Genomic DNA, 25,213 nt, shown 5'->3' with positions numbered 1-25,213 from the left:
GTGCGCCTCTCTCGATCTAAATTAACTGCCTGCAGGAAGTTAGCACGCGATCGCTCTCGTACCTTTGACATTATTAAATCAATAAAGTAACTTGATCGGCGTTCGCCCTTATGAAACGAGACACCGTGCCATCGATGCCACCGACCTCAGGTCTTCCCGCCGACTTCCTGTTCGGCGCCGCCACCGCCGCATACCAGATCGAGGGCGCTGTCGCCGTGGATGGGCGGGGCGCATCGATCTGGGACGTCTTCAGCCACACACCGGGGAAGACCCTGAACGGTGACACGGGTGATCGGGCCACCGATCACTACCACCGGTGGGCCGAAGACTTCGATCTCGTTGCCGGGCTCGGCCTCGATGCCTACCGCTTCTCGATCGCCTGGCCACGCATCCAGCCCGACGGGCGGGGCGCTGCGCGGCCGGAGGGGCTCGCGTTCTACGAACGACTCGTCGACGGTCTTCTCGACCGGGGTGTGCAACCCGTCGCCACGCTCTACCACTGGGATCTTCCGCAGGCGCTGCAGGAGGAGGGCGGTTGGCTCTCCCGTGAGACCGCGTCACGGTTCGCCGACTACGCAGTGCGGGTGGCCGACGTTCTGGGCGACCGCATCCGACTGTGGACCACCCTCAACGAGCCGTGGTGCTCGGCGTTCCTCGGTCACGGATCAGGCGAGATGGCTCCGGGCCTCCGCGACGGGGAGTCGGCGCTGCGGGCGGCCCACCATCTCAACCTCGCCCACGGCCTGGGCGTGCAGGCACTGCGGGCGTCTCGCCCCGACGCGGAGGTGTCGGTGACCCTGAACCTGCACACGGTGCGCGACGCGCCGGGGTCGAAGGTCGACGGCGCTCGGCGGGTGGACGCCGTGGGCAATCGCGTCTTCACCGGGCCGATGCTCCGCGGTGAGTACCCGGCCGATCTGCTGCGCGACACGGCCGCGATCACCGACTGGTCGTTCGTTCACGATGGTGATCTGGCGGTGATCGCGCAGCCGCTCGACTCACTCGGAGTGAACTACTACCACTCCGAACTCGTGGCGCCGGCACCGGCAGGCGAGTCGGCCGACCCGGACGCCATGGCCGCGTTCCCGGGATGCGCCGACCTCCGCTTCCTGCCCTACGAGCCACCGCTCACCGACATGGGCTGGAACATCGACCCGGATGCGCTCGAAGAGCTGCTCGTGGACCTCCACACGGAGTTCCCCGGCATCCCGCTCATGGTCACGGAGAACGGGGCCGCCTTCCCCGACGTGGTGACGGAGGGGCGCGTGCTCGATGACGACCGCATCGCCTATCTCTCGTCCCACATCGCCGCGACGGTGCGGGCTGTGAACCGGGGGGCCGACGTGCGCGGCTACTTCGCCTGGTCGCTGCTCGACAACTTCGAATGGGCCCTCGGGTACTCCAAACGGTTCGGTCTCGTCCGAGTCGACTACGACACCTTCGAGCGCACGGTCAAGGACAGCGGCATCTGGTACCGCGACCTCATCCGCACGGTCAAGGCGGGAGCCGACGATGAGGGCTGACGCCGTCGACGTGCTCGCCCTCGGCCGGCTGGGAGTCGACCTCTATCCGCTGCAGACCGGTCTCGGGCTCGAGGAGGTCGTCACCTTCGGCAAGTACCTCGGCGGCAGCGCGGCGAACGTCGCCGTGGCCGCCGCGCGCCACGGCCGGTCGAGTGCGCTCGTGTCGCGCGTGGGCGACGACCCGTTCGGCAGGTACCTGCTGGCCGAACTCGAACGGCTGGGCGTCGACAGCGGAGCGGTCTTCACCGACCCGGCTCTCGCGACGCCGGTGACCTTCTGCGAGATCTTCCCACCCGACGACTTCCCGCTCTACTTCTATCGTGAGCCGAAGGCGCCCGACCTGGCGCTGTCGCTCGAGCAGGTGCCCGACGAGCGGGTGCTCGGGGCGAGGATCGTCTGGGTCACCGCGACGGGCTTGAGCCAGGTGCCCAGTCGCAGCACGCACCTCGACGTGCTGCGTCGACGTGCCCGGGCCGGCCACGTCGTGCTCGACCTCGACTACCGGCCCATGTTCTGGGCCGACCCCGCCGAGGCGACACTGCAGGTCGGCCGTGCCCTGGACGGTGCGACGGTCGCCGTGGGCAACCGGGAGGAGTGCCTCGTCGCGGTGGGGGAGACCGACCCCATGCGTGCGGCCGATGCGCTGCTGGAGCGCGGGGTCGAGCTCGCCGTCGTCAAGCAGGGTCCCGATGGCGTGCTGGCGAAGACCCGCGACGAGACCGTCCAGGTGCCACCGCATCCGGTCGAGGTGGTCAACGGGCTCGGCGCCGGCGACGCCTTCGGGGGCGCGCTCTGCCACGGGCTCCTCGCAGGGTGGGGGCTGGAGCGCGTCCTCCGTTTCGCGAACGTCGCGGGCGCCATCGTCGCGTCGCGACTCGAATGCTCGACGGCCATGCCGACGAGCGCCGAGGTCGAGGCCGAGCTCGGGGTGCTGCGATGACACGGGAGCGCTTCCTCGACGCGTCGGCCTTCGCACGCCTCCGCGAGCTGCGTGTCGAGCATCCGGATTCGGTGCGTGCTGCCGCGGGTGCTCGGTCGCGCCGAGTCGGCGGGACGGGCGGGGGGCGGTTGCTGATCGTCGCGCTCGATCACCCCGCGCGCGGTTCCCTCGCGGTGGGATCGGATCCCCTGGCGATGGCCGACCGCTACGACACACTCGACCGGCTGGCCCTCGCTCTCAGCCGACCAGGAGTGGACGGGGTTCTCGGAACCCCCGACGTGATCGACGACCTGGCGGCCCTCGGCCTCCTCGACGACAAGATCGTGGTGGGCTCCATGAACCGTGGTGGTCTCCGCGGTTCGTCGTTCGAACTCGACGACCGGTTCGGCGCCTACGACGTGCCCGCCCTGCTCGACGCGGGGGCCGACTTCGCCAAGACGCTGCTGCGCATCGATCTGAGCGATCCTGCCACCGCGTCGACGCTCGAGGCGACCGCGGCGGCCGTCACCCGGGCCGCCGCGGCGGGCCTCCCCATCATGCTCGAGCCGTTCCTCAGCGCGCGAGTCGACGGTCGCGTCGTGAACGACCTCTCGCCCGATGCCGTCATCCTGTCGATCGCCATCGCGGCCGGCCTCGGTACCTCCAGCGCCTACACCTGGCTGAAGCTGCCGGTGGTCGCCGAGATGGACCGGGTGATGGCTGCGACGACGCTCCCCACCCTTCTCCTCGGCGGCGACACGGCCGGCGATCCCGAGGTGGCATTCGCCTCGTGGCAGGAGGCCCTCACCCTCCCCGGGGTGCGCGGCCTGACGGTCGGACGAACGCTCCTCTACCCGCCCGACGACGATGTGGCCGCCGCGGTCGACATCGCCGCGCGACTCGTGCACGGGTCCCGCCCCGGGGCCGGCGCAGGGGTGAGACGATGAGCCGCGATCGACCGACGGCGTCTGCCTGGTTCCATCGGCGCGGGGAGCTGGCTCGAGACGGGTGGGAGAGCGTCGTCGACCCGACCTCGACCGGCCTGGCCCACACCGGGCTCCGTATCGCCGAACTGAACCCGGGAGACGCGCTCACCCTGAGCGTTGAGGGCGAGGAGCGGCTCGTCGTGCCTCTCGCCGGCTCCTTCACGGTGAAGCACGCCGAGAACGGCATCTCGACCACGACCGAGCTGGCGGGCCGCGCGAGTGTCTTCGCCGGCCGAACCGATGCGCTGTACCTCTCCTGCGCGGCCGAGGCCGTGATCACGGGGTCGGGCCGCGTCGCCGTGGCGTCCTCGCCGACGACCGAGGTGCATCCCTCTCATCACCTCGCGGCAGCGGACGTACCCGTCGAACTGCGTGGCGGAGGGCCGGCGAGTCGTGAAGTGCACGATCTCTGCACGCCGGCGGTGCTGGCGGCGGCGAGGATGATCGTCTGCGAGGTGGTGACGCCCTCGGGCAACTGGTCGTCGTACCCGCCCCACAAGCACGACAGTCACCGGCCGGGAGCGGAGTCGCGCCTCGAGGAGATCTACTACTTCGAGGCGGCGCCGGTCGGCGGCGCGGAGCGGGTCGCCGGCACCGCCGCGTTCGGCTCGTTCGCGACGTACGCGTCGGATGAGCGGGACATCGCGATCGCCGAACTCGTGCGCAGCGGCGACATCGCACTCGTGCCGTACGGCTACCACGGTCCTGCCGCGGCGGCCCCCGGGTACGACCTCTACTACCTCAACGTCATGGCCGGTCCCGACCCCGAACGACGGTGGCTGATCGCCGACGACCCGGCCCACGAGTGGGTGCGCCGAACCTGGCCGTCGGCAGGGTTCGACCCACGCCTCCCCTTCACCTCGCTCGAGAAGGAGCAACGATGACGAGTACCACGAGACTGACCGCGGCCCAGGCGCTGGTGGAGTTTTTGGCGAACCAGTGGACCGTCGACGGCGACATCCGGGAACGCACCATCCCCGGGATGTTCGGCATCTTCGGGCATGGGAACGTCGCCGGACTGGGGCAGGCCCTGGCCCAGCTGCACGCCGAGAGCCCCGGCCGCATGCCCTACTTTCAGGCCCGCAACGAGCAAGCCATGGTGCACCAGTCGGTCGGCTTCGCGCGCATGCACCGCCGCCGCGCCACGCTGGCATCGGCCTCGTCGGTCGGGCCGGGCGCCACGAACATGCTGACGGGCGCCGCCCTCGCGACGACCAACCGCCTGCCGGTGCTCCTCCTGCCGAGCGACACGTTCTCGTCCCGCGTCGCCGACCCCGTCCTGCAGCAGCTCGAGCAGCCCCACGACACCGGTCTCACGGTGAACGACGCCTTCCGGCCGGTGTCGCGCTTCTTCGACCGCGTGCAGCGCCCCGAGCAGCTGTACTCGATCGCCCTCGCCGCCATGCGCGTGTTGACCGACCCGGTCGAGACGGGTGCGGTGACGATCGCGCTCCCTGAAGACGTGCAGGCCGAGGCGCTCGACGTGCCCCAGGAGTTCCTCCGACCCCGCGAGTGGCGCATCCGGCGGCCCCTGCCCGAGCGCCAGCCCCTTCTGCACGCGGCCACAAAGATTCGCAGCGCCCGCCGGCCACTCATCGTCGCCGGCGGCGGCGTGCTGTACTCGGGGGCCGAAGACTCCTTGCGCGAGCTCGTGGAGGCCACGGGCATCCCCGTCACCACCACGCAGGCGGGTGGCGGAGCGATGCTCTGGGATCATCCCCGGTATGTGGGGGGCATGGGCGCCACCGGATCCACCGCCGCCAACCGCCTGGCCGCCGAAGCCGACCTCGTCATCGGCATCGGCACCCGCTACAGCGACTTCACCACCGCGTCGCGCACGGCGTTCCAGGATGCGCAGGTGAGCTTCGTGAACATCAACGTCGCCGCCTTCGACGGCTACAAGCACGGCGTCCAGCTGCCCGTCATCGCCGACGCACGCGAGGCCCTCGTCGCGCTGCTCGCCGAACTCGACGGCTTCGAGGTGTCGCGCGAGTACTCCGAGCGGATCGTCCGCGAGAAGACGGAGTGGGATGCAGCCGTCGATGCTGCCTTCGCGCCGTCGGGGCGCATCCGACCCGGCCAGCCGGAGATCATCGGTGCCGTCCAGTCGGCGACCGACCCCGAGGATGTCGTGGTGCAGGCGGCGGGATCCCTTCCCGGAGACCTGCAGAAGCTCTGGCGGGTGCGAGACGCCCTCGGATACCACGTGGAGTACGCCTTCTCGACGATGGGTTACGAGATCCCCGGCGCCATCGGGGTGAAGCGCGGGCTCGAGGCGCTGGGCGATCGACGCGACGTGGTGGTGCTGGTCGGTGACGGGTCGTATCTCATGCTCAGCTCGGAGCTGGTGACTGCGGTCGCCGAGGGCATCAAGATCATCGTCGTGCTCGTGCAGAACCACGGGTACGCGTCCATCGGGCATCTCTCGGAGACGATCGGGTCGGAACGCTTCGGCACCCGGTACCGCGCGTGGGATCCCGCCGCCTGGGACTTCGAGGGTGACCAGCTGCTGCCTGTCGACCTCGCGATGAACGCCAGGAGCTACGGTCTCGATGTCATCGAGATCGCGAGTACGCCCTCCGCCGTGCGCGACCTGACCGCGGCGATGGCGGCGGCGAAGGCCTCGGAGCGCTCCACCGTCATCCACATCGAGAGCGACCCGCTCGTCTACGCACCGGGCGGTGAAGGGTGGTGGGACGTTCCCGTCGCCGAAGTGGCGACACTCGACTCCACTCGTCGCGCGCGCGCCGACTACGAGAGCCGGCGAACAGCGCAGCGACCGCTCCTGGGAGGCGCGTCGTGAAGGCGATGGTCGCGGGAGCGCCGGTGAGCTTCGGCGTCTTCGAGCTCACTCCGGCGGGGGCGCAGACGGTGACCGCCGACGAGATGACGGAGGCCCTCGCCGAGACGGGTTACGCCGGGATCGACCTCGGGCCCGCCGGGTTCCTCGGCGAGGGCGACGCGCTGCGGCAGCGCCTCGAGCGCTCGGGCCTGGAGCTGGCCGGCGGTTGGGTGCAGTTGCCGTTCAGCGACGACGAGGCGTTCGAGGCGGCGCTCGGCGGGCTCGACGAGGCGCTCGAGCTGTTCTCCGATGCGGCCGAGGCCGGCCCGTCCCGGCTGCCGCTGCCCACACTCGCCGATGACGGCTCAGGTGCCCGACGGGCGGCACCGGGCCGTGGCGACGTGGCCGACCCTTTGGGCGACGACGGCTGGCGTCGCCTGTACGCCAACGTCGCGCGGGCTGCCGCCCGGGTGCGCGCTGCGGGGTTCGAGCCGACGTTCCACCACCACGCGGGAACCTATGTCGAGTCGCCTGAAGAGGTCGATCGCTTTCTCGCCCACGTGGACGTGGGGCTCACGCTCGACACCGGGCATCTCATGATCGCCGGCGGCGACCCGCTCGACGCCGTGCGACGCTGGAGTGATCGCATCAACCATCTGCACCTCAAAGACGTCGACGGTGCCGAGCTCCGTCGTGTGCTCGCCGCGGGCGGCGAGATGCGCGAGGTCTGGTCGTCGACGTCGTTCGTGGCCTTCGGGCGGGGGGACATCGACCTGGCGGCCGTGATGACGGCGCTCGACGAGCGCGGGTACGAGGGGTGGATCGTCGTGGAACAAGACGTCCTCAACGGTCCCGACGTCTCGCTCGACCGCTTCCGTGCCGAGCGCATCGCCGACCAGCTGCACAATCGCGACGCTCTCCGCCCCTGGGCGTGACCGACAGGAGAACCATCATGACCACCTCCCCCCTCCGCTTCGGCCTCATCGGCGCCGGACGCATCGGCCGGGTGCACGCCGCCGGCATCACGGCCGACCCGGATGCCGTGTTGGCGTGGACAGCCGATCCGTTCGTCGACGGGGCGCGCGACATCGCGGCACGCTACGGCGGTGTCGCGACCGACAGTCCCGCCGAACTGGTGGCGTCGGGTGAGATCGACGCGGTGCTCGTGGCGTCGCCGACACCCACGCACGTCGACCTCATCGCGGCCTCGATCGACGCGGGGCTTCCGGTGCTCTGCGAGAAGCCCATCGACCTCGACATCACTCGTGTCGATGCCCTCGCGGCGAAGGTGGCCGTGGCCGGCGTGCCCGTGGCCATCGGCTTCAACCGCCGCTTCGACCCGAGCTTCGCCGCCGCCCGCGCGCGCGTGGCGGCGGGCGAGATCGGGGAGCTCGAGCAGCTCACGATCATCAGCCGCGACCCCGCCGCGCCCCCCGAGTCGTACCTCGCCGGGTCAGGGGGCATCTTCCGCGACATGACCATCCACGACTTCGACATGGCGCGCTTCTTCGCCTCCGACATCGTCGAGGTCTCCGCCACCGGCAGCACCCTCTTCGACGACGGGGCGAGGCGGCACGGCGACTTCGACACCGCGGTGACGACGCTGCGCACCCGCGGCGGAGCCCTCATCACGATCGTGAACTCGCGGCACAGCGCGACCGGGTACGACCAGCGCATCGAGGCCTTCGGCGAACGGGGGATGCTGCAGGTCGACAACCTGCACACCGACCTGGTGCGTTCGTCGACATCGACGGGAGCGGGCACGGCGTCGCCCTTCGAGCCGTTCTTCCTCACCCGCTACGCCCTGGCCTATGCGGCGGAACTGCGGGAGTTCGTGAAGCTCGCCCGCGGCCAGGCCTCCACGAGCCCTACCTTCGACGACGGCCGCGCCGCGCTGGTGCTCGCCGACGCGGCGGATCGCTCCGCCCGCGAGGGCCGGACGATCACCGTCGCCTGACTCGGGCGCGCACGCGATAGACGGCTGAGATAGACGGCTGAAAGGAGAACAACTCGGGAATTGCGTCAACGCGACTGACGGATCTACGTTGGCGGCAATCTGATGGTCTGGCTTCCGCTGCACCTTTGGGTCGCGGCTGTCCTCACCCGTTGCCGGCCGCATTCTTCGTGCTGACGACCTTCACCGGCTGCTGCGTCCGGTGCATCACGTCGGGACTGGTCGCACCGAGAAGTGGAACTAGCCCCTCGTCGGTTCGCTGAAGTCCGTCCTGAGAAGGCAATCGCCGTGACGCAACGCCCGGCGGGAGGGAGGGTAAGGCTAGTGAGTGACAGGGCCGCCGCCCCCGCGGGGAGAGGAGACGGAGGCGCGCTCGATCAGGTCGCACGCGACATACACCGTGCCGATCTCGTCGCCGGCGAGCAGCGAGTTCACAGCGACCCGTCCCATCTCCTCGTAGGGGAGTCGTACCGTCGTGAGCGGCGGGTGCATGAACTGCGTGATCTCTCGCTGGTCGTCGTAGCCGATCACCGAGATGTCGTCCGGTATGCGAAGGGAGAGGTTGCGCACCGCCTCGTAGACGCCGAGAGCTATCCGGTCGTTCCCGCAGATGAATGCGGTGGGAGGATGTGGCAGCTGCAGCATGTGGATCGCGGCGTCGTACCCGGTGTTGCCGTTCCAGTCCCCGTGCCAGACGAGGTGCTCGTCGTACTCGACGTCTGCCTCGGCCAATGCTTCGGCGTAGCCTTCGAGTCGATCGGAGGCGGGCTGCGTGCCGAGCTCGCCCATGATCAGCCCGATGCGCCGGTGTCCGTGATCGAGAGCGCACCTCGTGGCGGTACGCTCGCCGTTCCGATCATCGGGAAGGATCTGCGCGAGCGCGTCGGACTCCGAGAAGCAGTTGAGGAGAACCGTCGGGGATTCCGACGCCGAAGGCGGCAGAACGACCCGTCTCGTCATCACTGTGGCGTAGACGTTGCCGTCGGCCTGGCGGTCTTCCAGGATGGTCGGGTCGACGGCGGTGATGTCGCCGGGTATGCCTGAGTTCATCACCATGAGTGCGTGGGACTGGAGCGCTGCGGCGGCCTGGGCGCCGGCGATGAGGCCGCCGGCGAACGGGCCGGAGGCGATCTCGTCGCCGATGAAGGAGATGACCTGCGACTGCTGCGTGCGCAGTTGCAGAGCTGCTCGCGACGGGCGGAACCCCAGCTCCTCGGCGATCTGACGTACCCGCCGCTGCGTCTCGGGTGCGATGCGGGTCTCGTGATTGTTGAGGATGAGGGAGACGGAGGTGCGCGACACCCCTGCCCGCTCGGCGACGTCGCTCATCGTGGCGCGACGTCGCCGAGCGGGCGAGGGGTTCGAGGTCTCAGCCAAAGCGTCGCCACGAGATGTCGGAGACGCGCGCGTCTCCGTCGACGACGACGACGGCCGCATGGGTGGACTCGGCGCCCTTCGACCGGAAGGTCAGGCAGCAGGCCTCTCCGACGAATGCCTCCACCACATCTCCTCTGATCACGACCCGGAACTCCACCGGGCCTTCCAGTGGTCCGGTGAGATCATGCTCGGCGACGGGCGCATACTGCCCGAACATCGACTCGTACTCGGCCGTGACCTTGCCCGCCGGTGCCTTCATGTCGACGGCCCGGATGCTGTGGATACGAGGGTAATAGTAAATTCCCACGCCATGGTCGACCATCTCATTCGTGTGTACGACGACTCCGACCAGCTGGCTGTCGTCGACGTCGTCGAAGGTGGCGGAGAAGACGGATGCGGTGGATGCCTCTGCCGATTCGAAGACCCGTGTAGCGACTGTGCCGATCGCGTTCCCCTGAATTCCGCGACCGGCGATCGACGACCAGTTGTCGGTTCCCCCTGCTTCAGTAAGGGCGGTCGCAGATCCGATGGCGTGCTCCACCTCGACCGGCATGTGCATGGTGATCCGGCCCCGCTCGTCGAGTCGTAGCTCGCGGGGGAGGGCGAGGTCGCCCGCCCACAGCCATGGGTTCGCCGGGTCTCGGAGTTCGGGATCGTGATCGGGCACCCAGCCGAAGGCGATCCGTCGGCCGGTGGCGTCGCTCAGCCCTTTGGCCGCGTACCAGTTGGCCGCGTCGGGGCCCTCTGCACCGAAGCTCCGCCAGGGGCCGGAGAGGCTCTCCGACACGCGGTAGACGGTTCCCCGCCGGTCGGTGAAGCGCGAGTACCCGAGTACCCAGGAGTCTCCGAGACGGAACACCTCGGGGCATTCGGGCGCGTGGGTGAGGAAGGTGTCGTAGAAGATCTCGAACTCGCTCCACGCCGTCAGATCGGTCGACGTCGCGAACGCCACGACTCCACGGCTCGCCGCGTTCGCGAGCAGCGAGCGCGCGGTGATGAGCATCCAGTACCGCTGTTCCTCCGCATTCCAGAACACGAAGGGATCTCGCCAGTCGTTCGACTCGAACCGGCTCGGGTCGGGCCGCGAGATGGGGTTCGCCGGATCCTTCTCCCAGGTGATTCCATCGGGGCTCGTCGCGTGACAGATCGCCTGCAGGGAGTCGGACGCATGCGCGGTGTAGAAGATGTGGAACAGACCGTCGGCCTCGATGACCGATCCCGTCCAGATGCCGCCGCCATCTGCCTCCGCGGGGTCGCCGGGAGCGATGGCGGGCGGCAGCTCGGTCCAGTCGATCAAGTCCGTCGACGTGATGTGGCGCCAGGTGGTGAGCAGCCGCTCCGGGTAGTGCAGGGTGCTCGCGGGCGGCGTCAGGATGAACAGGTGATATGTGCCGTCATGCCAGAACGGGATGACATCACCCACCGGCAGTCCGTCCGCGAAGCGCGCGAAGGCCCGCGTCTGTGCGGGGGAAGTGGTGGTTGAGGGGCTCATGGTGTGTTCCTCCTTGGCCGCGTCGTCGCGGCGAACTCCGTGTTCTCAGATCGAGTTGACTCAGCATCAGCTCTGTGTCTACATTATGGTAACTCGAGTTAGCAGCGCAACACTGGCCACGAGGCGCCTACTCGACCTCTGTCCCAAGCACTCAATGAGGAGAACTGCCCATGAGGCATTTGTTCGGAGCGCGATCTGCGCTCCCCATCGCGGCGCTCGCCGCGCTGGGAATTCTGTTGTCAGGCTGCACCCCGGGCTCGTCGAACCCGACGGGCGAGACGACGGTGTCAGCTGCATCATCGAAATGTGTCGACAATTCGCTCGACGCCGGTTCGACCGACCCCAGCGGGGTCCTCACGATCGGGCGGGAGGGGAACACCTCCTTCTCGCGCAACTTCAACCCCTTCTCGCCCAATGCGCTGTACCCCACTGCGTTCGCCATGTACGAACCCCTGTTCGTGCAGAACCGCGGCTCCGGCGAACTCGATCCCAGGCTGGCGACGGAGTGGGCGACGTCGGACGACGGCCTCACGGTCACCTTCACGCTCCGAGACGGGGTCACCTGGTCGGACGGGCAGCCGTTCACCGCCGACGACGTGGTGTTCTCGATGGAACTCGCCAAGGCGAACCTCGGCTCGTTCGACTACGCGACAGCGATCACGGCGACGAGCCCCACGTCGGTGCAGATCACCCTCGAGGAGCCGAACTCCCAGGCTGTGTACCTCCTCGGCGCTCAGTTGATCGTTCCCCAGCACATCTGGAAGGACGTCCCCAACCCGCTCGAGTTCACCAACGAGAACCCGGTCGCCACCGGCCCCTTCACCGAGATCGCCCAATTCGACACGCAGGTGTACGAGGTCGACCGCAACCCGGACTACTGGGACGAGGGCAAGCCCTACATCCAGGGCGTACGGGTGCCCGCCTTCCCGAGCAACGACTCCGTCCAGCTGGCACTGGCGAACGGCGAGATCGACTGGGCCGACGTCTTCGTGCCCGACATCGCCAACACCTACGTCTCTCGTGCGCCGGAGACGAACTGCTACTGGTTCCCGCCGATCTGGGGCACGGCTCAGCTCTACCTCAACACGACCAAGGCGCCGTTCGACGACCCGAACGTGCGCAAGGCGATCAGCATGGCCATCAACCGCGAGCAGATCATCGACGTCGCCATGAACGGATACGCGTCGCTGCCCGACAGCACCGGCATCGGCCCGCGTTACGCGAGCTGGAAGGCCGACGACAGCACCGACTTCGGCGACTGGACCCAGCTCGACCTCGAAGCCGCGAAGAAGATGCTCGATGAGGCAGGCCTGAAGGCCGGCAGCGACGGAATGCGCACCCTGCCGGACGGCAGTGCCTTCGCCCCGACGATCATCGTCGGATCGGCGTCGACCGACTGGGTGGCCTCGTCTCAGGTGATCACCGAGAACCTCAAAGCGGTCGGCATCGACGCATCGGTGCAGGCCCAGGACTGGTCGGCGGTGATCGACGAGGCACAGCGCGGCGACTTCGACATGGCTCACATGTGGAGCAGCGAGGGAGCGACCCCTTACAACTTCTACCGGGGCGCCATGTCGACAGAGACTGTCGAACCGGTCGGGGAGGTCGCGAACGAGAACTTCGCCCGCTTCGGCAGCGACGAGGCAGACGCTCTTCTCGAGGAGTTCGCGTCGACGTCCGATAAAGCGGCGCAGAAGGAGGTCGTCGCGCAACTCGAGCAGCTGTTCGCCGTCGATGCGCCGTCGGTGCCGCTGTTCTACGGGCCGGAGTTCGGGGAGTTCAACACGAGCCGGTTCGTCGGTTTCCCCGATGAGGACAACCCCTACGCCGATCCCAACCTGCGCTCGCCCACGGCGGCGATCGTGCTCACCACGATCCAGCCCCGCAAATAGTCCGGATGCGGGGGCGGGCCCCACCCGCCCCCGCATCACCACTGATGGAGTCCTCCGTGCGCTTTCTCCTCCGACGGGCCGGTTTCTACCTCGTCGCCTTCTGGGTGTCGCTCACCCTCAACTTCTTCCTGCCCCGACTCATACCGGGCGACCCGGCATCTCGGTTGCTGTCCCGCATCCAGGACAGGCTGACACCCGACCAGATCGCATCGCTCAAAGGGGTCTTCGGCCTCAGCGACGACCCCTTGTGGATGCAGTACCTCACCTACCTCGGCAACGTCTTCCAGGGCAACCTCGGCCTCTCCATCTCGCGCTTTCCGGCGCCGGTGGTCGACGTGATCGCCGGCGGCCTCTGGTGGACCATCCTCCTGGGCGGTGTTGCGCTCATCGTGAGCTTCATCGTCGGCAACATCCTCGGCGTCATCGGAGCGTGGCGCCGAGGAGGCGCCGTCGATTCCTTCCTCCCTCCCGTGCTCGTCTTCTTCTCGGCCTTCCCCTACTTCTGGCTCGCGATGCTCGCCCTGTTCTTCCTCGGCTTCCAGCTGCACCTGTTCCCCATCCGCAACGCCTACGACGCCACCCTCACGCCGGCCTTCGACGCCGACTTCATCGGAAGCGTGCTGTACCACCTCGTGCTGCCCGCAGGAACCGTCGTCCTGGTCTCCGTGGGCGGTTGGATGCTCGGCATGCGCAACACGATGATCGGCACGCTGTCGGAGGACTACATCTCGATGGCCGAGGCGAAGGGCTTGTTCCGCCGCACGGTCATGTACCGGTACGCCGCCCGCAATGCCCTGTTGCCGGCGGTGACCTCCTTCGGCCTGTCGCTGGGCTTCATCATCAGCGGTGCGTTGCTCACCGAGATCGTGTTCACCTACCCCGGACTCGGATACCAGTTGCTCACCGCAGTGCAGAACCTCGACTATCCCCTCATCCAGGGCCTGCTGCTGATGATCACGTTCGCGGTGCTCATCGCCAACATGCTCGTCGACATCGCCTATGTACGGCTCGACCCCCGAGTGAGGACATCGTGAATCAGAACGGTCAGCTCCGACGTCTTCTGCGCAACCGCAAGGTGGTGCTGGGCCTCGGCATCCTGGCATTCTTCGCGCTCATGGCGATCTTCGGACCCCTCGTCATCCACGGCGACCCCAACGCCTTCCTCGGAACCCGCAATCAGCCGCCCTCCCCGCAGCATCCGCTCGGGACGACGGGTCAGGGTCAGGACGTGCTGCTGCAACTCGTGAACGGAGCCCGCACGAGTCTCGGCGTCGGCCTCGTCGTGGGCGTTCTCGCCACCGTGATCGGCACGCTCGTCGGCATCACCTCGGCCTACTTCGGAGGGCTGACCGACGAGGGACTCTCGCTCACGACGAACGTCTTCATCATCCTTCCCGGCCTCCCGCTTCTGGTGGCGCTCGCGGCTTTCCTCCCGCCGGGTGTCGGCACGATGATCTTCGTCCTCACGATCACGGGTTGGGCAGGCACGGCGCGTGTCATCCGATCACAAGCGCTGTCCATCAGAGCCCGAGACTTCGTGGCCGCAGCGACCGTGTCGGGCGAGAGACCTCTCCGCATCATGCTGCGCGAGATCATGCCCAACATGGCCTCGATCGTCGTGGGAGTGTTCGTCGGCTCCGTGACCTACGGCATCATCGCCCAAGCCGGGCTGGAATTCCTGGGCCTCGGCGACCTCAGCAGCGTCAGCTGGGGCACGATGCTCTACTGGGCGGGCAACAACGCAGCGCTTCTCCAGGGCACCTGGTGGACCTTCCTCCCACCCGGCCTCTGCATAGCCCTCGTCGGCTTCGCCCTCGCGCTCATGAACTACGGCGCCGACGAGATCACGAACCCCAGGCTCCGCGGCGGATCAGACGTCCGGAACGCCCGCAAGAAGCAATCGAAGCTGCTCGCACGACGTGCGAACCGGGCTGCGGTCATGGCGCCCGGCACCACTTCGGTCAAGGAGGCCACACGTGCTTGAGATCCGCGACCTCTGCGTCGACTACCACACGCCGGCGGGTGCGAAGCGCGCCGTCGATACAGTCTCGTTCGACATCGCCCCCGGCGAGGTGCTCGGTCTCGCCGGGGAGTCGGGCAGCGGAAAGTCGACCATTGCGCAAGCGATTCTGCGCATCCTCCGCCCACCGGGGGTCATCTCGAGCGGGCAGGTGCTGTGGGAGGGGCGCGACGTGCTCGGCATGAACGACTCCGCCCTCCGCAGGTTCCGTTGGGAGGAGATCGCGATGGTCTTCCAGAGCGCGATGAACGCGATGAACCCCGTGATGACGATCGGCGACCAGATCGCCGACACCCTTCGGGCTCACGGCGTCACCAGCAGGAGTGAGATCCGCGACCGCATCAGCGAGCTCCTGACCATCGTCGGCATCGACCGGGCTCGCGCGACGTCGTACCCCCACCAGCTCTCGGGCGGGATGCGGCAGCGAGCCGTCATCGCGATCGCCCTCGCGCTCAATCCGCGTCTTCTCATCATGGACGAGCCGACGACGGCTCTCGACGTCATCGTGCAGCGCTCGATCATGCAGAAGATCCGTGAGCTGAAGGAGCGACTCGGGTTCTCGATCCTCTTCATCACCCACGACATCTCGCTGATGGTCGAGTTCTCCGACCGCATGGCGATCATGTACGGCGGGAAGATCGTCGAGGAGGCTCCCTCGCGCCGCATTCTCGACCACCCGCAGCACCCCTACACGGCGGGTCTGATCGACTCCTTCCCCACCTTGACCGGCCCGCGCGCTCGGCTGACCGGCATACCGGGCAGCCCACCCGATCTGCTCGCACTTCCGAGCGGCTGCACCTTCAACCCGCGCTGCCCGCGGGCGTTCGACACGTGTGTCGTGCGAGAGCCGGCCCTTCTTCCCACGGAGCACGATCACGTGACCGCATGCCATCTCTACCACCAGGACAGCCGATGACCGCCACCACGCCTCACACCGGCGACGTATCCTCGACGCCCGCGCCCGTGCTCGACGTCGTGGGCCTCACGAAGACCTTCCGCGTCGGAGGCATCAGGAAGCGCGACGTGCACGCCGTGACCGACGCCCACTTCACCGTTGGCCAGGAGCGGATCGTGGCGCTCGTGGGGGAGTCGGGCAGCGGAAAGAGCACCATCGCGCGCATGATCGCCCGCTTGGAGAAGCCGAGCAGCGGCCGGATGATCGTGAACGGACGTGACGTGTTGCGCGAAGAGCCCCGTTCGGCCAGCCGGGCCTACCGCCGCACCGTTCAGATGATCTTCCAGGATCCCTTTGGCTCGCTCAATCCGGCTCACACCGTGGGGTACAGCGTCTCGCGCCCTATTCAGGTGCATTCGATCAGCGCTCAGGCGAGGTCCGAGGTCGAGGGACTACTCGAGACGGTCGGACTGAACCCGGGCCGAGACTATGCGGACAAGTACCCCCACGAGTTGTCGGGAGGCCAACGGCAGCGGGTGGCGATCGCGCGCGCCCTCGCCTCGCAGCCCTCCCTCATCCTCGCCGACGAGCCGACCTCGATGCTCGACGTGTCGATCCGCATGGGAGTCCTGAACCTCCTCGAGAGGCTGCGCGACGAGCGCCACCTCTCGTACCTCTACATCACTCACGACTTGGCGAGTGCACGCTACATCAGCGATGAGATCCTGGTGATGTACCGGGGTCATCTCGTGGAAGGCGGGGCGACGGAGGACGTGATCGCTGCGCCCGCCCACCCTTACACTCAACGCCTGTTGGCGGCCGTGCCGAACCCGGGGGCATCCGCGCATCCGCTCGTCGACGAGGCCGAAGCGATCGATCTGTTCGGTGCCTGTCCCTTCGCGATGGCGCAGGGCGACCGCGACATCTGTGCGCAGGAGCGCACGCCACGGCACCACCTCTCTCCTGGCCACTGGATTCGCTGTTCGATCTTCGGCTCAGGAACTGCGTCAGCGGGCTCGACACTCAACGATCAAGGAGGATCACGATGAAACGAACGACGTGGGCTGGACTCATCACGGTGGGGGCGAGCACGTTGGCTTGCCTGCTCGCTCTGCAACCGATGGCCGCTGGGGCGGCAGCCCAGGCGACGACGACTTTCGACCCCGATGACCTGCTCCACTACAAGCCCTCCGACGGGTATGTGGGCGACGTGCACCCCTACTACGAGAACGGGACCCACTACCTCTTCTCCCTCACCACCGACGGCAACTACGCACCAGAGCTCGCCACGTCGACCGACCTGGTGAACTGGACCGAAACCGGCATGACGCACACCGGGAGTGCTCCCGCCCAGTCCTACTACTCGCTGGGAGTCATCAAAGACGGCAGCACCTACCGGTCGTGGTACGGAAACGGGACGGAGATGAAGTCGTCCCAGAGTTCTGACCTCACCACCTGGTCGAACGCCTCGACGTCGTACGACATCGCCAACAACACGACCCTCTTCCCCGCCGGCGCTCGCGATCCCTACGTGTTCTGGGATCCCGATGTGTCGAGGTACCGAATGGTGAGCACCGCCTATCGCACGAACGAGAACTGGGGGATCGGCACGGGGATGGACGTCTCCATAGCCCTCACCACCTCGACCGGCAGCTCGCCGAACTCGTGGGGCGTGCAGGAAGAGCTCATCCGGTACCCGAACACCGGGGTACCCGCGGCCAACGGCGTCGAACCGGAGGTGACGCAGTTCTTCAAGATGGGTGACCGCTGGTACCTGATGACGAGCTTCGCGCGGCAGAGCATCCACTTCGTCGGCAGGGCGACCTACTTCGTCGGCGATGCAGGCGCCTCCATCGACGATGTCGACTGGGCGAGCAAGACGCCGCACTACCTCGACGGCGAGGACATCGCCGCGGCCCAGGTCTACAAGGCAGGTTCGCGAACACTGTTCCTCGGTTGGATCCCGCAGAACGCCACCGGCGACAACTGGGGCGGACACCTGAGCCTGCCGAGGGAGATCACGAGTCTCTCCGACGGTACCCTCAGCGTGAAACTCGCGACCGACGTCGGGTCGGCTCTTCGCGGAACCGAGCTGTGGCCCGGTAGCTCTGCCGCATCGATCACCGGGCAGAATCCCGGATGGACGGTGTCGGGTACCACCGCGTCGTTCTCCGGCACGGCTTTCGCGACGGCTGCGGTTCCGGCATCCACGACGAGCACGGACATGCGATTCACGGTGAACATGGCGACGGCGACTGATCGAGCCGGTCTGCTGATCGCCGAGAGCCAGGCAGGCCCCTACGGCGTCGAGGTGACTCTCGACAAACAGAACGGCCTGCTTCGTCTGCGGAGTGACCGCACCGGCATCGGCGGCTGGCAGGAATATGCGACCACGCCGGTGCGATCGGGCGACCTCTCGGGAGACGTCCCCGTCCGGGTCATCACCGAGGGTGACATGGTCGAACTCTTCGTCGGCGACCGCTACAGTCTCGCCGCCCGGGTGCCCTTCGACCTCGACGGTGGCAACATCCGACTGCTCACGACCGGCGACGCCACCTTCACGAACGTCGCCGCGTTCGAGCTGAACCGCTGAGGCAGGGGGATCGAAGAATGGACGGAGGAGCACGGGGCTGGCCAGACCTGCCCGACTCGGTGCGGAAGGAGCTTGCATCCGCGGGGATCGCCGGCGGCGACTCATTCTTCCCCGCCGCCGGCGGTTATACCGATGGAATCATAGGGCTCCTCGACGATGAGATCTTCGTCAAGGCGGTGCCGGAAGACGATCCCGCTGCCCGGGATTACCTCACCGAAGCGCGGGTGTCAGCAGCGCTCGGTTCGGGCATTCCGACGCCGTCGCTGCGCCTCGCCACTCAGAACGACGGCTGGGTGGCCCTTGCGTTCGAGATCGCGCGGGGGGATCATGCAGCCGAACCGTGGGAGGGTCGGCAGCTTCGACTCGTTCTCGACGCCGTCGATCAGATCGAGGATGCGCTGACCCCGAGCCCTGTGGATCAGCTTCCCACAGTGGCGGAGCGGATGAGGGGCCGGTGTTCGACCTGGGGGCGCCTGCGCGACGACGGGACTCACGGCGCCTTGACACGCGCATCCCTCAGCTCGTGGGAGGGCGCTCACCTCGATCAGCTGGCGGATCTCGAGTCTCGAGCGGAGACTCTTTTCGAGGGTGACACCCTGCTCCACTTCGACCTCAGGCACGACAACATCTTCATCGACGGCGATTCCGTCACCTTCGTCGACTGGGGCCGGGCGTGCACGGGGCCGGGTTGGGTCGATGTCGTGTGCATGCTCCTCGAATCCGAGGTCGCGGAGTCGCATCTCGACACCCTCTTCCTGAGCACCCGGCGCGGTACGTCGGCCGATCCAGAAGGCGTGGATGCCTTCTTGACGATCTTGGCGAGCTACTGGAGATACTCAGCAACTCTGCCGACGCCCGGAAGCCCCGGTCTGCAGGAACGGCGTGCCCGTTCCCGAGATGCCACGCTTCGGTGGCTGTCCCAACGCTGGGACTGACGCGGAGCCGACCCGTTCCTTCACCTCGGGGCGCGCGTGTTCCCGTCACTCCCGGGTGTCCCGAGTGCTCTTCGTGCCTCAGAAAGTGTCTCCATCCATGTTCGACACCCCACGGCTCCCCCAGCCGGTTCCCACATCCTGGCCGACGTTCCACCTCGCGCATCCCGGGCCGGGTTTCGCCCGACCCGGCGATCCCAATTGCGCGTTCTTCTGGAGCGGCTCGTACCACCTGCACTACATCTACCGCAGCGACGACGGGTACGCGTTCGCGCACGTCTCGAGCCCCGACATGGTCAGGTGGACGTGGCACCCGACGACACTGACGCCCTCCACGACCGGACACGGCATGTGGAGTGGAACGGGGTTCATCACCAAGGAAGGCCGACCGGCGATCGCCTACCACGGGGCTGGACCGGGGGACTACTACGGCTATGGGCCGTGGAAGAACTTCTCTGCCATCGCACTCGACGACGACCTCGAGACGTGGGCGACGCCGAGACCGATGACCGTGTCGGTTCGCCCTGGTCAGGATGTCAGCTCCATTTCGGAATGGGACCCGGACGTGTGGCTGGAAGGGGACACGTATTTCGCGATCTTCGGCGGGCATCCCGGCAGCGGGAAGCCGCCCACCCTTCTCAGTTCCGCCGATCTGGACCAGTGGGACTTCAGAGGGATCTTCCTCGAAGGCGATCTGCCGGACGTCGGCCCCGACGAAGACGTGTCCTGCCCGAACTTCTTCGCGCTCGGCGACAAGCACATGCTGCTCTGCATCAGCCACACGCGGGGCTGCCGCTACTATCTCGGTTCCTGGAACGGCGAGATGTTCGCGCCCGAGAGCCACGGGCGCATGAACTGGAGCGAAGGGACCTTCGACGCCGGACCCGAACTGACGTACTTCGCGCCGGAGAGCCTGCTGACGCCCGATGGCAGACGAGTGATGTGGGCCTGGTGCGTGTCACCGCTCCTGGAGCAGACGGGCGTGCAGTCCCTCCCTCGCGAGCTGACGCTCCTCGATGACGGGTCGCTCGGAATCGCCCCCTTGGCGGAACTCGAGACTCTGAGGTCGGGTGGGGCGTCGTCGGCCTCGTTCTTCGTGTCCGACGGTGAGAGGCGGATGCTGTCGGATGTCTGCTCCGACGCGTTCGAACTCCGACTCGAGCTCGCCAGGACAAGCTGCGGCAGCTTCGGGGTCGATGTCTATGCCGATCCCGATTCTGGGGTCGGCCACCCGGTGCGGGTCGACACCGCCACGGCGTCCATCTCCGTCTGTGCTGTGCACGCTCCTCTCGCGATCCGACCTGGTGACGCGTGCGTCCTCCGCGTCTTCGTCGACAAGAACATCATCGAAGTGTTCGTGAACGACCGCCAGGCGCTCGCGGCCGTGTGCCCGACGTGGAGCGGCCCCGGTCACGTGAGTCTGACGTCATCCGGCTCGGGCACCACCTTCGATCTGGTCGAGAGCTGGTCGCTCCGGTCGATCTACGAGACGGAGTGACCCGCCGCCTCACACCGGCGAGCCCGCACGCCTCGACCAGGGGAGGGCCCTCATCATGCTGAGCACGGCGATGATGGCGAGGCCGAGGGCCGACGCCGAGGCCAGCAGCGGGAGCACGAGCGGCGACATCGTGCCGGAGCCCTCGGGGACGAGCCCGATCGCTTGCGGCAGGAGCGTCTGGGGTGCGTTCAGCGCCACGAGCTCGCTGGCGAGTGCGTCGGCGGGCACGACGGCCGGGGCACGGACGACGGGGTTGTCGGGAGCGGGCGCCCCGGCGGCCGGCCCTCCCGCGGTCGCCGGCGGGGTGACGGGCGCGGAGGCGTCGTAGCTCACCGTGAGGGGGCTCGCGGGTTTCGCGGCGTCGCGCACGCCGCCGGTGGTCACCCAGTACCCCTGCTGGCCGGTGAGGCGGTGGAAGTCGACGAACGACTGCGGGAACGACCCCCAGTGCGCCTCGTTCGACGCGGAGCGCGCGACCTGCCCGCTCCCGGTGCTCGACACCCCGAGATACCGGGGCGTGACCGTGAAGCCGCCCCCCGTCGCCACCTGCGCGCCGCGGATGTCGGCGAGGGTGACCTTCACCGGGGCGAGGGCCTGCCACTTCGTCATGTCGTCCATCGAGGTGCCGTAGCCGCTGGCGAGCCCCGTCAGCTCGCCGTCGCCCGAGGCGTCGAGGGCGAGCTCGGGGTCGGTGACGCTCCAGTAGGTCATGCCCCCGTAGAACACCACGGTGAACGATCCCGTCCAACGGATGCGCACCCCGTCACCGTCTGACGACCCGGTTCCGCCGCGCATCACGACCTGGTTGCCGCTGGTGCTCGACGTCGACGACACCGACACCGCAGCTCCCTGCGGGTCGAGGCACCGGGTGCCCCACGTGGCTTCGGCCCACGTCCCGTCAGCGGTGGGCTTCTCGATGTGCACCGACCCGTCGCGAGAGCTGTAGAGGCCATCGGTCTCCCGCCACACGCGGGAGCCGCCGGCGTCACCGGCGCGGCCGGCGCTGAGGAAGTTGCATCCGCCTGCGAAGGCACCGGCGCCCGACTCGGCGTTCAGCCCCCACCTCAGCTCCGCGTCGGTGATGCTGCCCTCGGCACTCGGCGCGGGAGTGTGCTCGGGCACGGTGACGATGATGTCGTCGGCGTCGGGTGCAGCAGAGGCAGCGGATGCGGTGCCCAGACCCAGCACCGTCCCCAGCCCCAGCGCCAGGGCGAGAAGCGCGGCCGCGTGCCTCCCGCGGCGACAGGCGGTCATCGCAGCACCGCCTCGTCGGCAGCCGGGGGCGCAGCGGCCGGCTGCTGTGGCGCGCCCGCCCCCGCCCCCGCGACCGCGCCCGCCGCCGCGGCCGCGCCCGCCGCGCTCCCGTCCTCACCCGAGCGCTTCGCTCGTCGCGCGCGGCGGCGCGCCAGGGCCCGGGCGACGGCGGTGATGACGCTCGCCACGACCAGCACGAGCGCCAGCGCGATGCAGCCCAGCATGAGCACGATCGCCCACACGGGTGCGGCGGGCGCGCTGCTGCTCGCATCGGCAGAGGCGGCGACCCCGCCCGTGACCGTGACCTCCGTCTCGGCGACGCTGCCCGACCCCGCCCCGCGCAGCGTGACGAGGTGGGTGCCGTCGCGGATGTCGCGGGGCACGGGCAGCGCGGCAGCGATCTCGCCCTGCGTTCCTGCCGTGAGCGGACCCACGGCCGTCAGCCCTCCGTCGAGGGAGGCGACGACCTGCTCGCCGGGCGTGAAACCCTGCCCGGTGAACACGATCGACGATCCTGCAGCTACCGTCGCCGCATCCACCCCGACGCGCACCGCTCCTGCGGCGCTGGGCGCGGCGGCGGGCGCCTCCGCCGCCGGAGCGGCGGCCTCCGAGACGAACGACACCGGCGTGAAGGTCTCGTTGTTGGCGTTCTTCACACCGTGGGCGCCGATGGTGATGATGCCGCAGGTCACCTGCCGGCAGTCGACCTCGCTGATGTTCCCGTCCCGGTCCTGACTCTCGAAGGTGGCGCCGGGGGTGACCATCGACACCGTCCACGAGCCGTCTGCGGCGAGGGTGCCGTTGGCCGAGCTCTCCGTCTGGCTGCCGGGAAAGGCGAGGAAGCGCTGGAACCCGTTGTTGTCGGCCGACTCGGCATCGGGCACGTAGCGGTAGTCCTCGCCGACGATGCCGCCGGAGCTGGGTCGCCAGCTGCCGCTCGCGGCGTCATCGACCCAGCCGAAGAGCACGTAGATGCCGCCGAAGCCGTTCTGGATGGACTGGAAGCCGGTGCCACTCACCGTGATGTCGGTCGCGTAGTCCGCCGACACCGAGGCGCTCCCGTCGGGGCCTGTCACGGAGACGCTGCCGGCAGCCCAGGCCGGGGTCGCGGTGGTGACGAGCATCCCCGCGGTGAGCGCGACGGCGCCGGCGACGGCGGCGGCGGCGCTCGCGGTGAGGCGGAAGCGACGGTTCATGCTGATTCTTCTCCGATGTCCGAATGGTCGGTGGCGGACGGCTCGGCGATCACCCACAGCGAGTCCCCGACCCCGGATGCCACGTGGATGGGGTGCCGGTACACGCGCGTGAGCAGCGCGGAGCTGAGCACGGCACGAGGTGCGTCGACGGCGGCGAGGCGGCCGCGCTCGAGCAGCGCGATGCGATCGGCGTAGGCGGCGGCGAGGTTGAGGTCGTGCAGCACGACGACGGCCGCTCCACCTCGGCGCACGCGGTCGCGGGTGCGTGCGAGCACGCGATGCTGGTGACGGATGTCGAGGCTCGCGGTGGGTTCGTCGAGCAGGGCGATGCGGCACTGCTGGGCGAAGGAACGCGCGAACGCGGTGCGCGCCCGCTCCCCGCCCGAGAGCGCGGTCACCGCGCGCGACGCGAAGCCCTCGACCTCACCGGCCTCCATCGCGGCCGCGACCATCTCGTCATCCAGCGCGGCCTCGGGTCGATGCCGCCACGGCGCCCGCCCCATCCGCACCACCTCCTCGACCGCGAACGGGAAGGAGACGTCGTTGCTCTGCGTGAGCACCGAGCGCTTCCGCGCGCGCTCCGCCACGGGGTGGCTGTCGAGCAGCGCCCCGTCCAGCTCGACGACCCCGCTGGTGGGGGCGCGATCACCGGCGAGCACCGACAGCAGGGTGGACTTGCCGGCGCCGTTCGGCCCGACGAGCACCAGCAGCTCTCCGGCGTGAAGCTCCACGTCGACGCCGTCGAGGATGCGTCGCCCCCCGATGTCGACGGTGACCTCCCGCGCCCGCAGCACCGCGCTCATCCCCACCCTCCCGAGCGGCGCCGGGTGCGCCTCAGCAGCCAGAAGAAGAACGGACCACCGATCAGGGCCGTGAGCATCCCGATGGGGAGTTCGCTGCCCGGCACCGCGGTGCGCGCGACCAGGTCGGCGGCCAGCAGCAGCACCGCCCCGCCCAGGGCGCTCGCGGGCAGGAGCAGGCGATGGCCTGGGCCGAGCACCATGCGCATCAGGTGGGGCACGACGAGACCGACGAAGCCGATGATGCCGCAGAACGCGACGGCCGCGCAGGTGAGCAGCGCGATGACGACGATCGCGACGATCCGGAGCCGCTCGATCCGCACGCCGAGGTGCTCGGCCTGTCGCTCGCCGAGTGCCAGCAGATCGAGGTCGGGTGACAGGATGACGCACGCCGCGATGCCCACGACGGTGAGCGGGGCGACGATCGAGAGGTCGTCCCAGCGGGTTCCGTTGAGCGAGCCCAGCTGCCAGAACACGATCTGCTCCCGCTCCTGGGTCGACCCGAGATAGGTGAACAGGGCGATCGCGGCTCCACCGACGGCGTTCACCGCGATGCCGGTCAGCACCAGGGTGACGACCTCGGTGCGACCGTCAGCGCGTGCCGCGGCGTACACGACAGCGATCGCCACGAGGCCTCCGACGAACGCCAGAGCCGGAAGGGTCAGCGGCCCGAGGAATGCGAGGCCGAAGACGATGGAAGCGGATGCTCCGACGGCCGCGCCCGACGAGATGCCGATGACCCCCGGCTCGGCGAGCGGATTGCGGAACACCCCCTGCATGACGACCCCGGCCGACGCGAGCGCCGCGCCCACGAGCACCGCCATCAGCAGCCGCGGTGCGCGGATGAGCCACAGCGTCGCCTCCGCGTTGACGTGCGTCATCGGCGCGCCCGTGGGCAGGGAGAGGAATCCGAGCCCCAGCGACTGGACCGCCCCGTTCCACGCCCGCGACGCAGCTCCCACGACCTCGGCGGGCGGGATGTGCAGCTGCCCGCTGCCCGCCGAGACGATCGCGAGGACGAGCAGGGCGACGCCGAGGGCGGCGAACATCAGCGGTGCCCGCGCCACCCGGCGCGGGGACGTCGCGGTGACCTGGGCGAG

21 protein-coding genes are annotated in these 25,213 nt (G+C 68.6%); 15 read left to right on the top strand and 6 right to left on the bottom strand.

All coding sequences use genetic code 11. The features are described from left to right. Positions 1-134 precede the first annotated feature (134 nt). Genes ABFY20_RS18855 through iolG form a run of 7 tightly spaced genes read left to right on the top strand, consistent with a single transcriptional unit; the run spans position 135 to position 8,167 of the window. The gene (locus ABFY20_RS18855) at positions 135-1,523 is read left to right on the top strand and encodes a GH1 family beta-glucosidase (protein ID WP_368497741.1); all 1,389 of its coding nucleotides are present in this window, start codon (positions 135-137) and stop codon (positions 1,521-1,523) included. Then, positions 1,513-2,463, top strand: a complete 951-nt coding sequence (gene iolC, locus ABFY20_RS18850; RefSeq protein WP_368497739.1) for a 5-dehydro-2-deoxygluconokinase — start codon at positions 1,513-1,515, stop codon at positions 2,461-2,463. Before ABFY20_RS18855 ends, iolC begins: the two co-directional genes overlap by 11 nt. Continuing rightward, complete coding sequence (locus ABFY20_RS18845; RefSeq protein ID WP_368497737.1) at positions 2,460-3,389, top strand: deoxyribose-phosphate aldolase; 930 nt, start codon at positions 2,460-2,462, stop codon at positions 3,387-3,389. Before iolC ends, ABFY20_RS18845 begins: the two co-directional genes overlap by 4 nt. After that, complete coding sequence (gene iolB / locus ABFY20_RS18840) at positions 3,386-4,312, top strand: 5-deoxy-glucuronate isomerase (protein WP_368497736.1); 927 nt, start codon at positions 3,386-3,388, stop codon at positions 4,310-4,312. The genes ABFY20_RS18845 and iolB overlap by 4 nt, the downstream gene beginning before the upstream one ends. Next, on the top strand, positions 4,309-6,231 hold the full coding sequence (iolD, locus tag ABFY20_RS18835; RefSeq protein ID WP_368497735.1) for a 3D-(3,5/4)-trihydroxycyclohexane-1,2-dione acylhydrolase (decyclizing): 1,923 nt from the start codon (positions 4,309-4,311) through the stop codon (positions 6,229-6,231). The genes iolB and iolD overlap by 4 nt, the downstream gene beginning before the upstream one ends. A gap of 5 nt (positions 6,232-6,236) precedes the next feature. Continuing rightward, the gene (locus tag ABFY20_RS18830) at positions 6,237-7,145 is read left to right on the top strand and encodes a sugar phosphate isomerase/epimerase family protein (RefSeq protein WP_368499829.1); all 909 of its coding nucleotides are present in this window, start codon (positions 6,237-6,239) and stop codon (positions 7,143-7,145) included. Positions 7,146-7,162: 17 nt separating this feature from the next. Beyond that, on the top strand, positions 7,163-8,167 hold the full coding sequence (iolG, locus tag ABFY20_RS18825) for an inositol 2-dehydrogenase (RefSeq protein WP_368497734.1): 1,005 nt from the start codon (positions 7,163-7,165) through the stop codon (positions 8,165-8,167). A gap of 318 nt (positions 8,168-8,485) precedes the next feature. On the opposite strand, the gene ABFY20_RS18820 is transcribed toward iolG, so the two are convergent. After that, complete coding sequence (locus tag ABFY20_RS18820; protein WP_368497733.1) at positions 8,486-9,541, bottom strand: LacI family DNA-binding transcriptional regulator; 1,056 nt, start codon at positions 9,539-9,541, stop codon at positions 8,486-8,488. Further along, positions 9,534-11,033 carry a family 43 glycosylhydrolase gene (locus ABFY20_RS18815; protein WP_368497732.1) on the bottom strand — a complete coding sequence of 500 codons (1,500 nt, stop codon included), beginning with the start codon at positions 11,031-11,033 and terminating at the stop codon, positions 9,534-9,536. The genes ABFY20_RS18820 and ABFY20_RS18815 overlap by 8 nt, the downstream gene beginning before the upstream one ends. A gap of 170 nt (positions 11,034-11,203) precedes the next feature. On the opposite strand from ABFY20_RS18815, the gene ABFY20_RS18810 reads away from it, so the two are divergent. The 8 genes from ABFY20_RS18810 to ABFY20_RS18775 all read left to right on the top strand — a co-directional run bounded on the left by ABFY20_RS18810 (position 11,204) and on the right by ABFY20_RS18775 (position 20,863). Beyond that, a complete protein-coding gene (locus ABFY20_RS18810) occupies positions 11,204-12,925 on the top strand; it encodes an ABC transporter substrate-binding protein (protein WP_368497731.1) in 1,722 nt (573 codons plus the stop codon). A 56-nt stretch (positions 12,926-12,981) separates the two neighbouring features. Further along, positions 12,982-13,959, top strand: a complete 978-nt coding sequence (locus ABFY20_RS18805; RefSeq protein WP_368497730.1) for an ABC transporter permease — start codon at positions 12,982-12,984, stop codon at positions 13,957-13,959. Continuing rightward, complete coding sequence (locus tag ABFY20_RS18800; protein ID WP_368497729.1) at positions 13,956-14,909, top strand: ABC transporter permease; 954 nt, start codon at positions 13,956-13,958, stop codon at positions 14,907-14,909. Before ABFY20_RS18805 ends, ABFY20_RS18800 begins: the two co-directional genes overlap by 4 nt. Next, positions 14,902-15,861 carry an ABC transporter ATP-binding protein gene (locus tag ABFY20_RS18795; protein WP_368497728.1) on the top strand — a complete coding sequence of 320 codons (960 nt, stop codon included), beginning with the start codon at positions 14,902-14,904 and terminating at the stop codon, positions 15,859-15,861. Before ABFY20_RS18800 ends, ABFY20_RS18795 begins: the two co-directional genes overlap by 8 nt. After that, on the top strand, positions 15,858-16,889 hold the full coding sequence (locus ABFY20_RS18790) for an ABC transporter ATP-binding protein (RefSeq protein ID WP_368497727.1): 1,032 nt from the start codon (positions 15,858-15,860) through the stop codon (positions 16,887-16,889). The genes ABFY20_RS18795 and ABFY20_RS18790 overlap by 4 nt, the downstream gene beginning before the upstream one ends. Next, on the top strand, positions 16,886-18,433 hold the full coding sequence (locus ABFY20_RS18785) for a GH32 C-terminal domain-containing protein (RefSeq protein ID WP_368497726.1): 1,548 nt from the start codon (positions 16,886-16,888) through the stop codon (positions 18,431-18,433). Before ABFY20_RS18790 ends, ABFY20_RS18785 begins: the two co-directional genes overlap by 4 nt. Positions 18,434-18,450: 17 nt before the next feature. After that, the gene (locus ABFY20_RS18780) at positions 18,451-19,368 is read left to right on the top strand and encodes a phosphotransferase family protein (RefSeq protein ID WP_368497725.1); all 918 of its coding nucleotides are present in this window, start codon (positions 18,451-18,453) and stop codon (positions 19,366-19,368) included. A gap of 97 nt (positions 19,369-19,465) precedes the next feature. Further along, complete coding sequence (locus ABFY20_RS18775; protein WP_368497724.1) at positions 19,466-20,863, top strand: glycoside hydrolase family 32 protein; 1,398 nt, start codon at positions 19,466-19,468, stop codon at positions 20,861-20,863. A 9-nt stretch (positions 20,864-20,872) separates the two neighbouring features. Here the strand turns inward: ABFY20_RS18775 and ABFY20_RS18770 are convergent, their stop codons facing one another. The 4 genes from ABFY20_RS18770 to ABFY20_RS18755 are packed head-to-tail and all read right to left on the bottom strand — an operon-like array spanning position 20,873 to position 25,162. After that, positions 20,873-22,117, bottom strand: coding sequence for a hypothetical protein (locus ABFY20_RS18770; RefSeq protein WP_368497722.1), 1,245 nt, complete (start codon positions 22,115-22,117; stop codon positions 20,873-20,875). Then, on the bottom strand, positions 22,114-23,313 hold the full coding sequence (locus tag ABFY20_RS18765) for a hypothetical protein (protein WP_368497721.1): 1,200 nt from the start codon (positions 23,311-23,313) through the stop codon (positions 22,114-22,116). Before ABFY20_RS18765 ends, ABFY20_RS18770 begins: the two co-directional genes overlap by 4 nt. After that, entirely contained in the window at positions 23,310-24,116 is an 807-nt protein-coding gene (locus ABFY20_RS18760; RefSeq protein ID WP_368497720.1) for a heme ABC transporter ATP-binding protein, read from the bottom strand. Before ABFY20_RS18760 ends, ABFY20_RS18765 begins: the two co-directional genes overlap by 4 nt. Beyond that, positions 24,113-25,162 (bottom strand): FecCD family ABC transporter permease, encoded by a 1,050-nt coding sequence (locus ABFY20_RS18755; protein ID WP_368499828.1) that lies wholly within the window; start codon positions 25,160-25,162, stop codon positions 24,113-24,115. Before ABFY20_RS18755 ends, ABFY20_RS18760 begins: the two co-directional genes overlap by 4 nt. Positions 25,163-25,213: the final 51 nt, after the last annotated feature.

This window comes from Herbiconiux sp. A18JL235, assembly GCF_040939305.1.
Taxonomy (GTDB): domain Bacteria; phylum Actinomycetota; class Actinomycetes; order Actinomycetales; family Microbacteriaceae; genus Herbiconiux.
The sequence above is the reverse complement of the archived record's forward strand: the minus strand, read 5'-3'. Positions and strand labels throughout refer to the sequence as shown.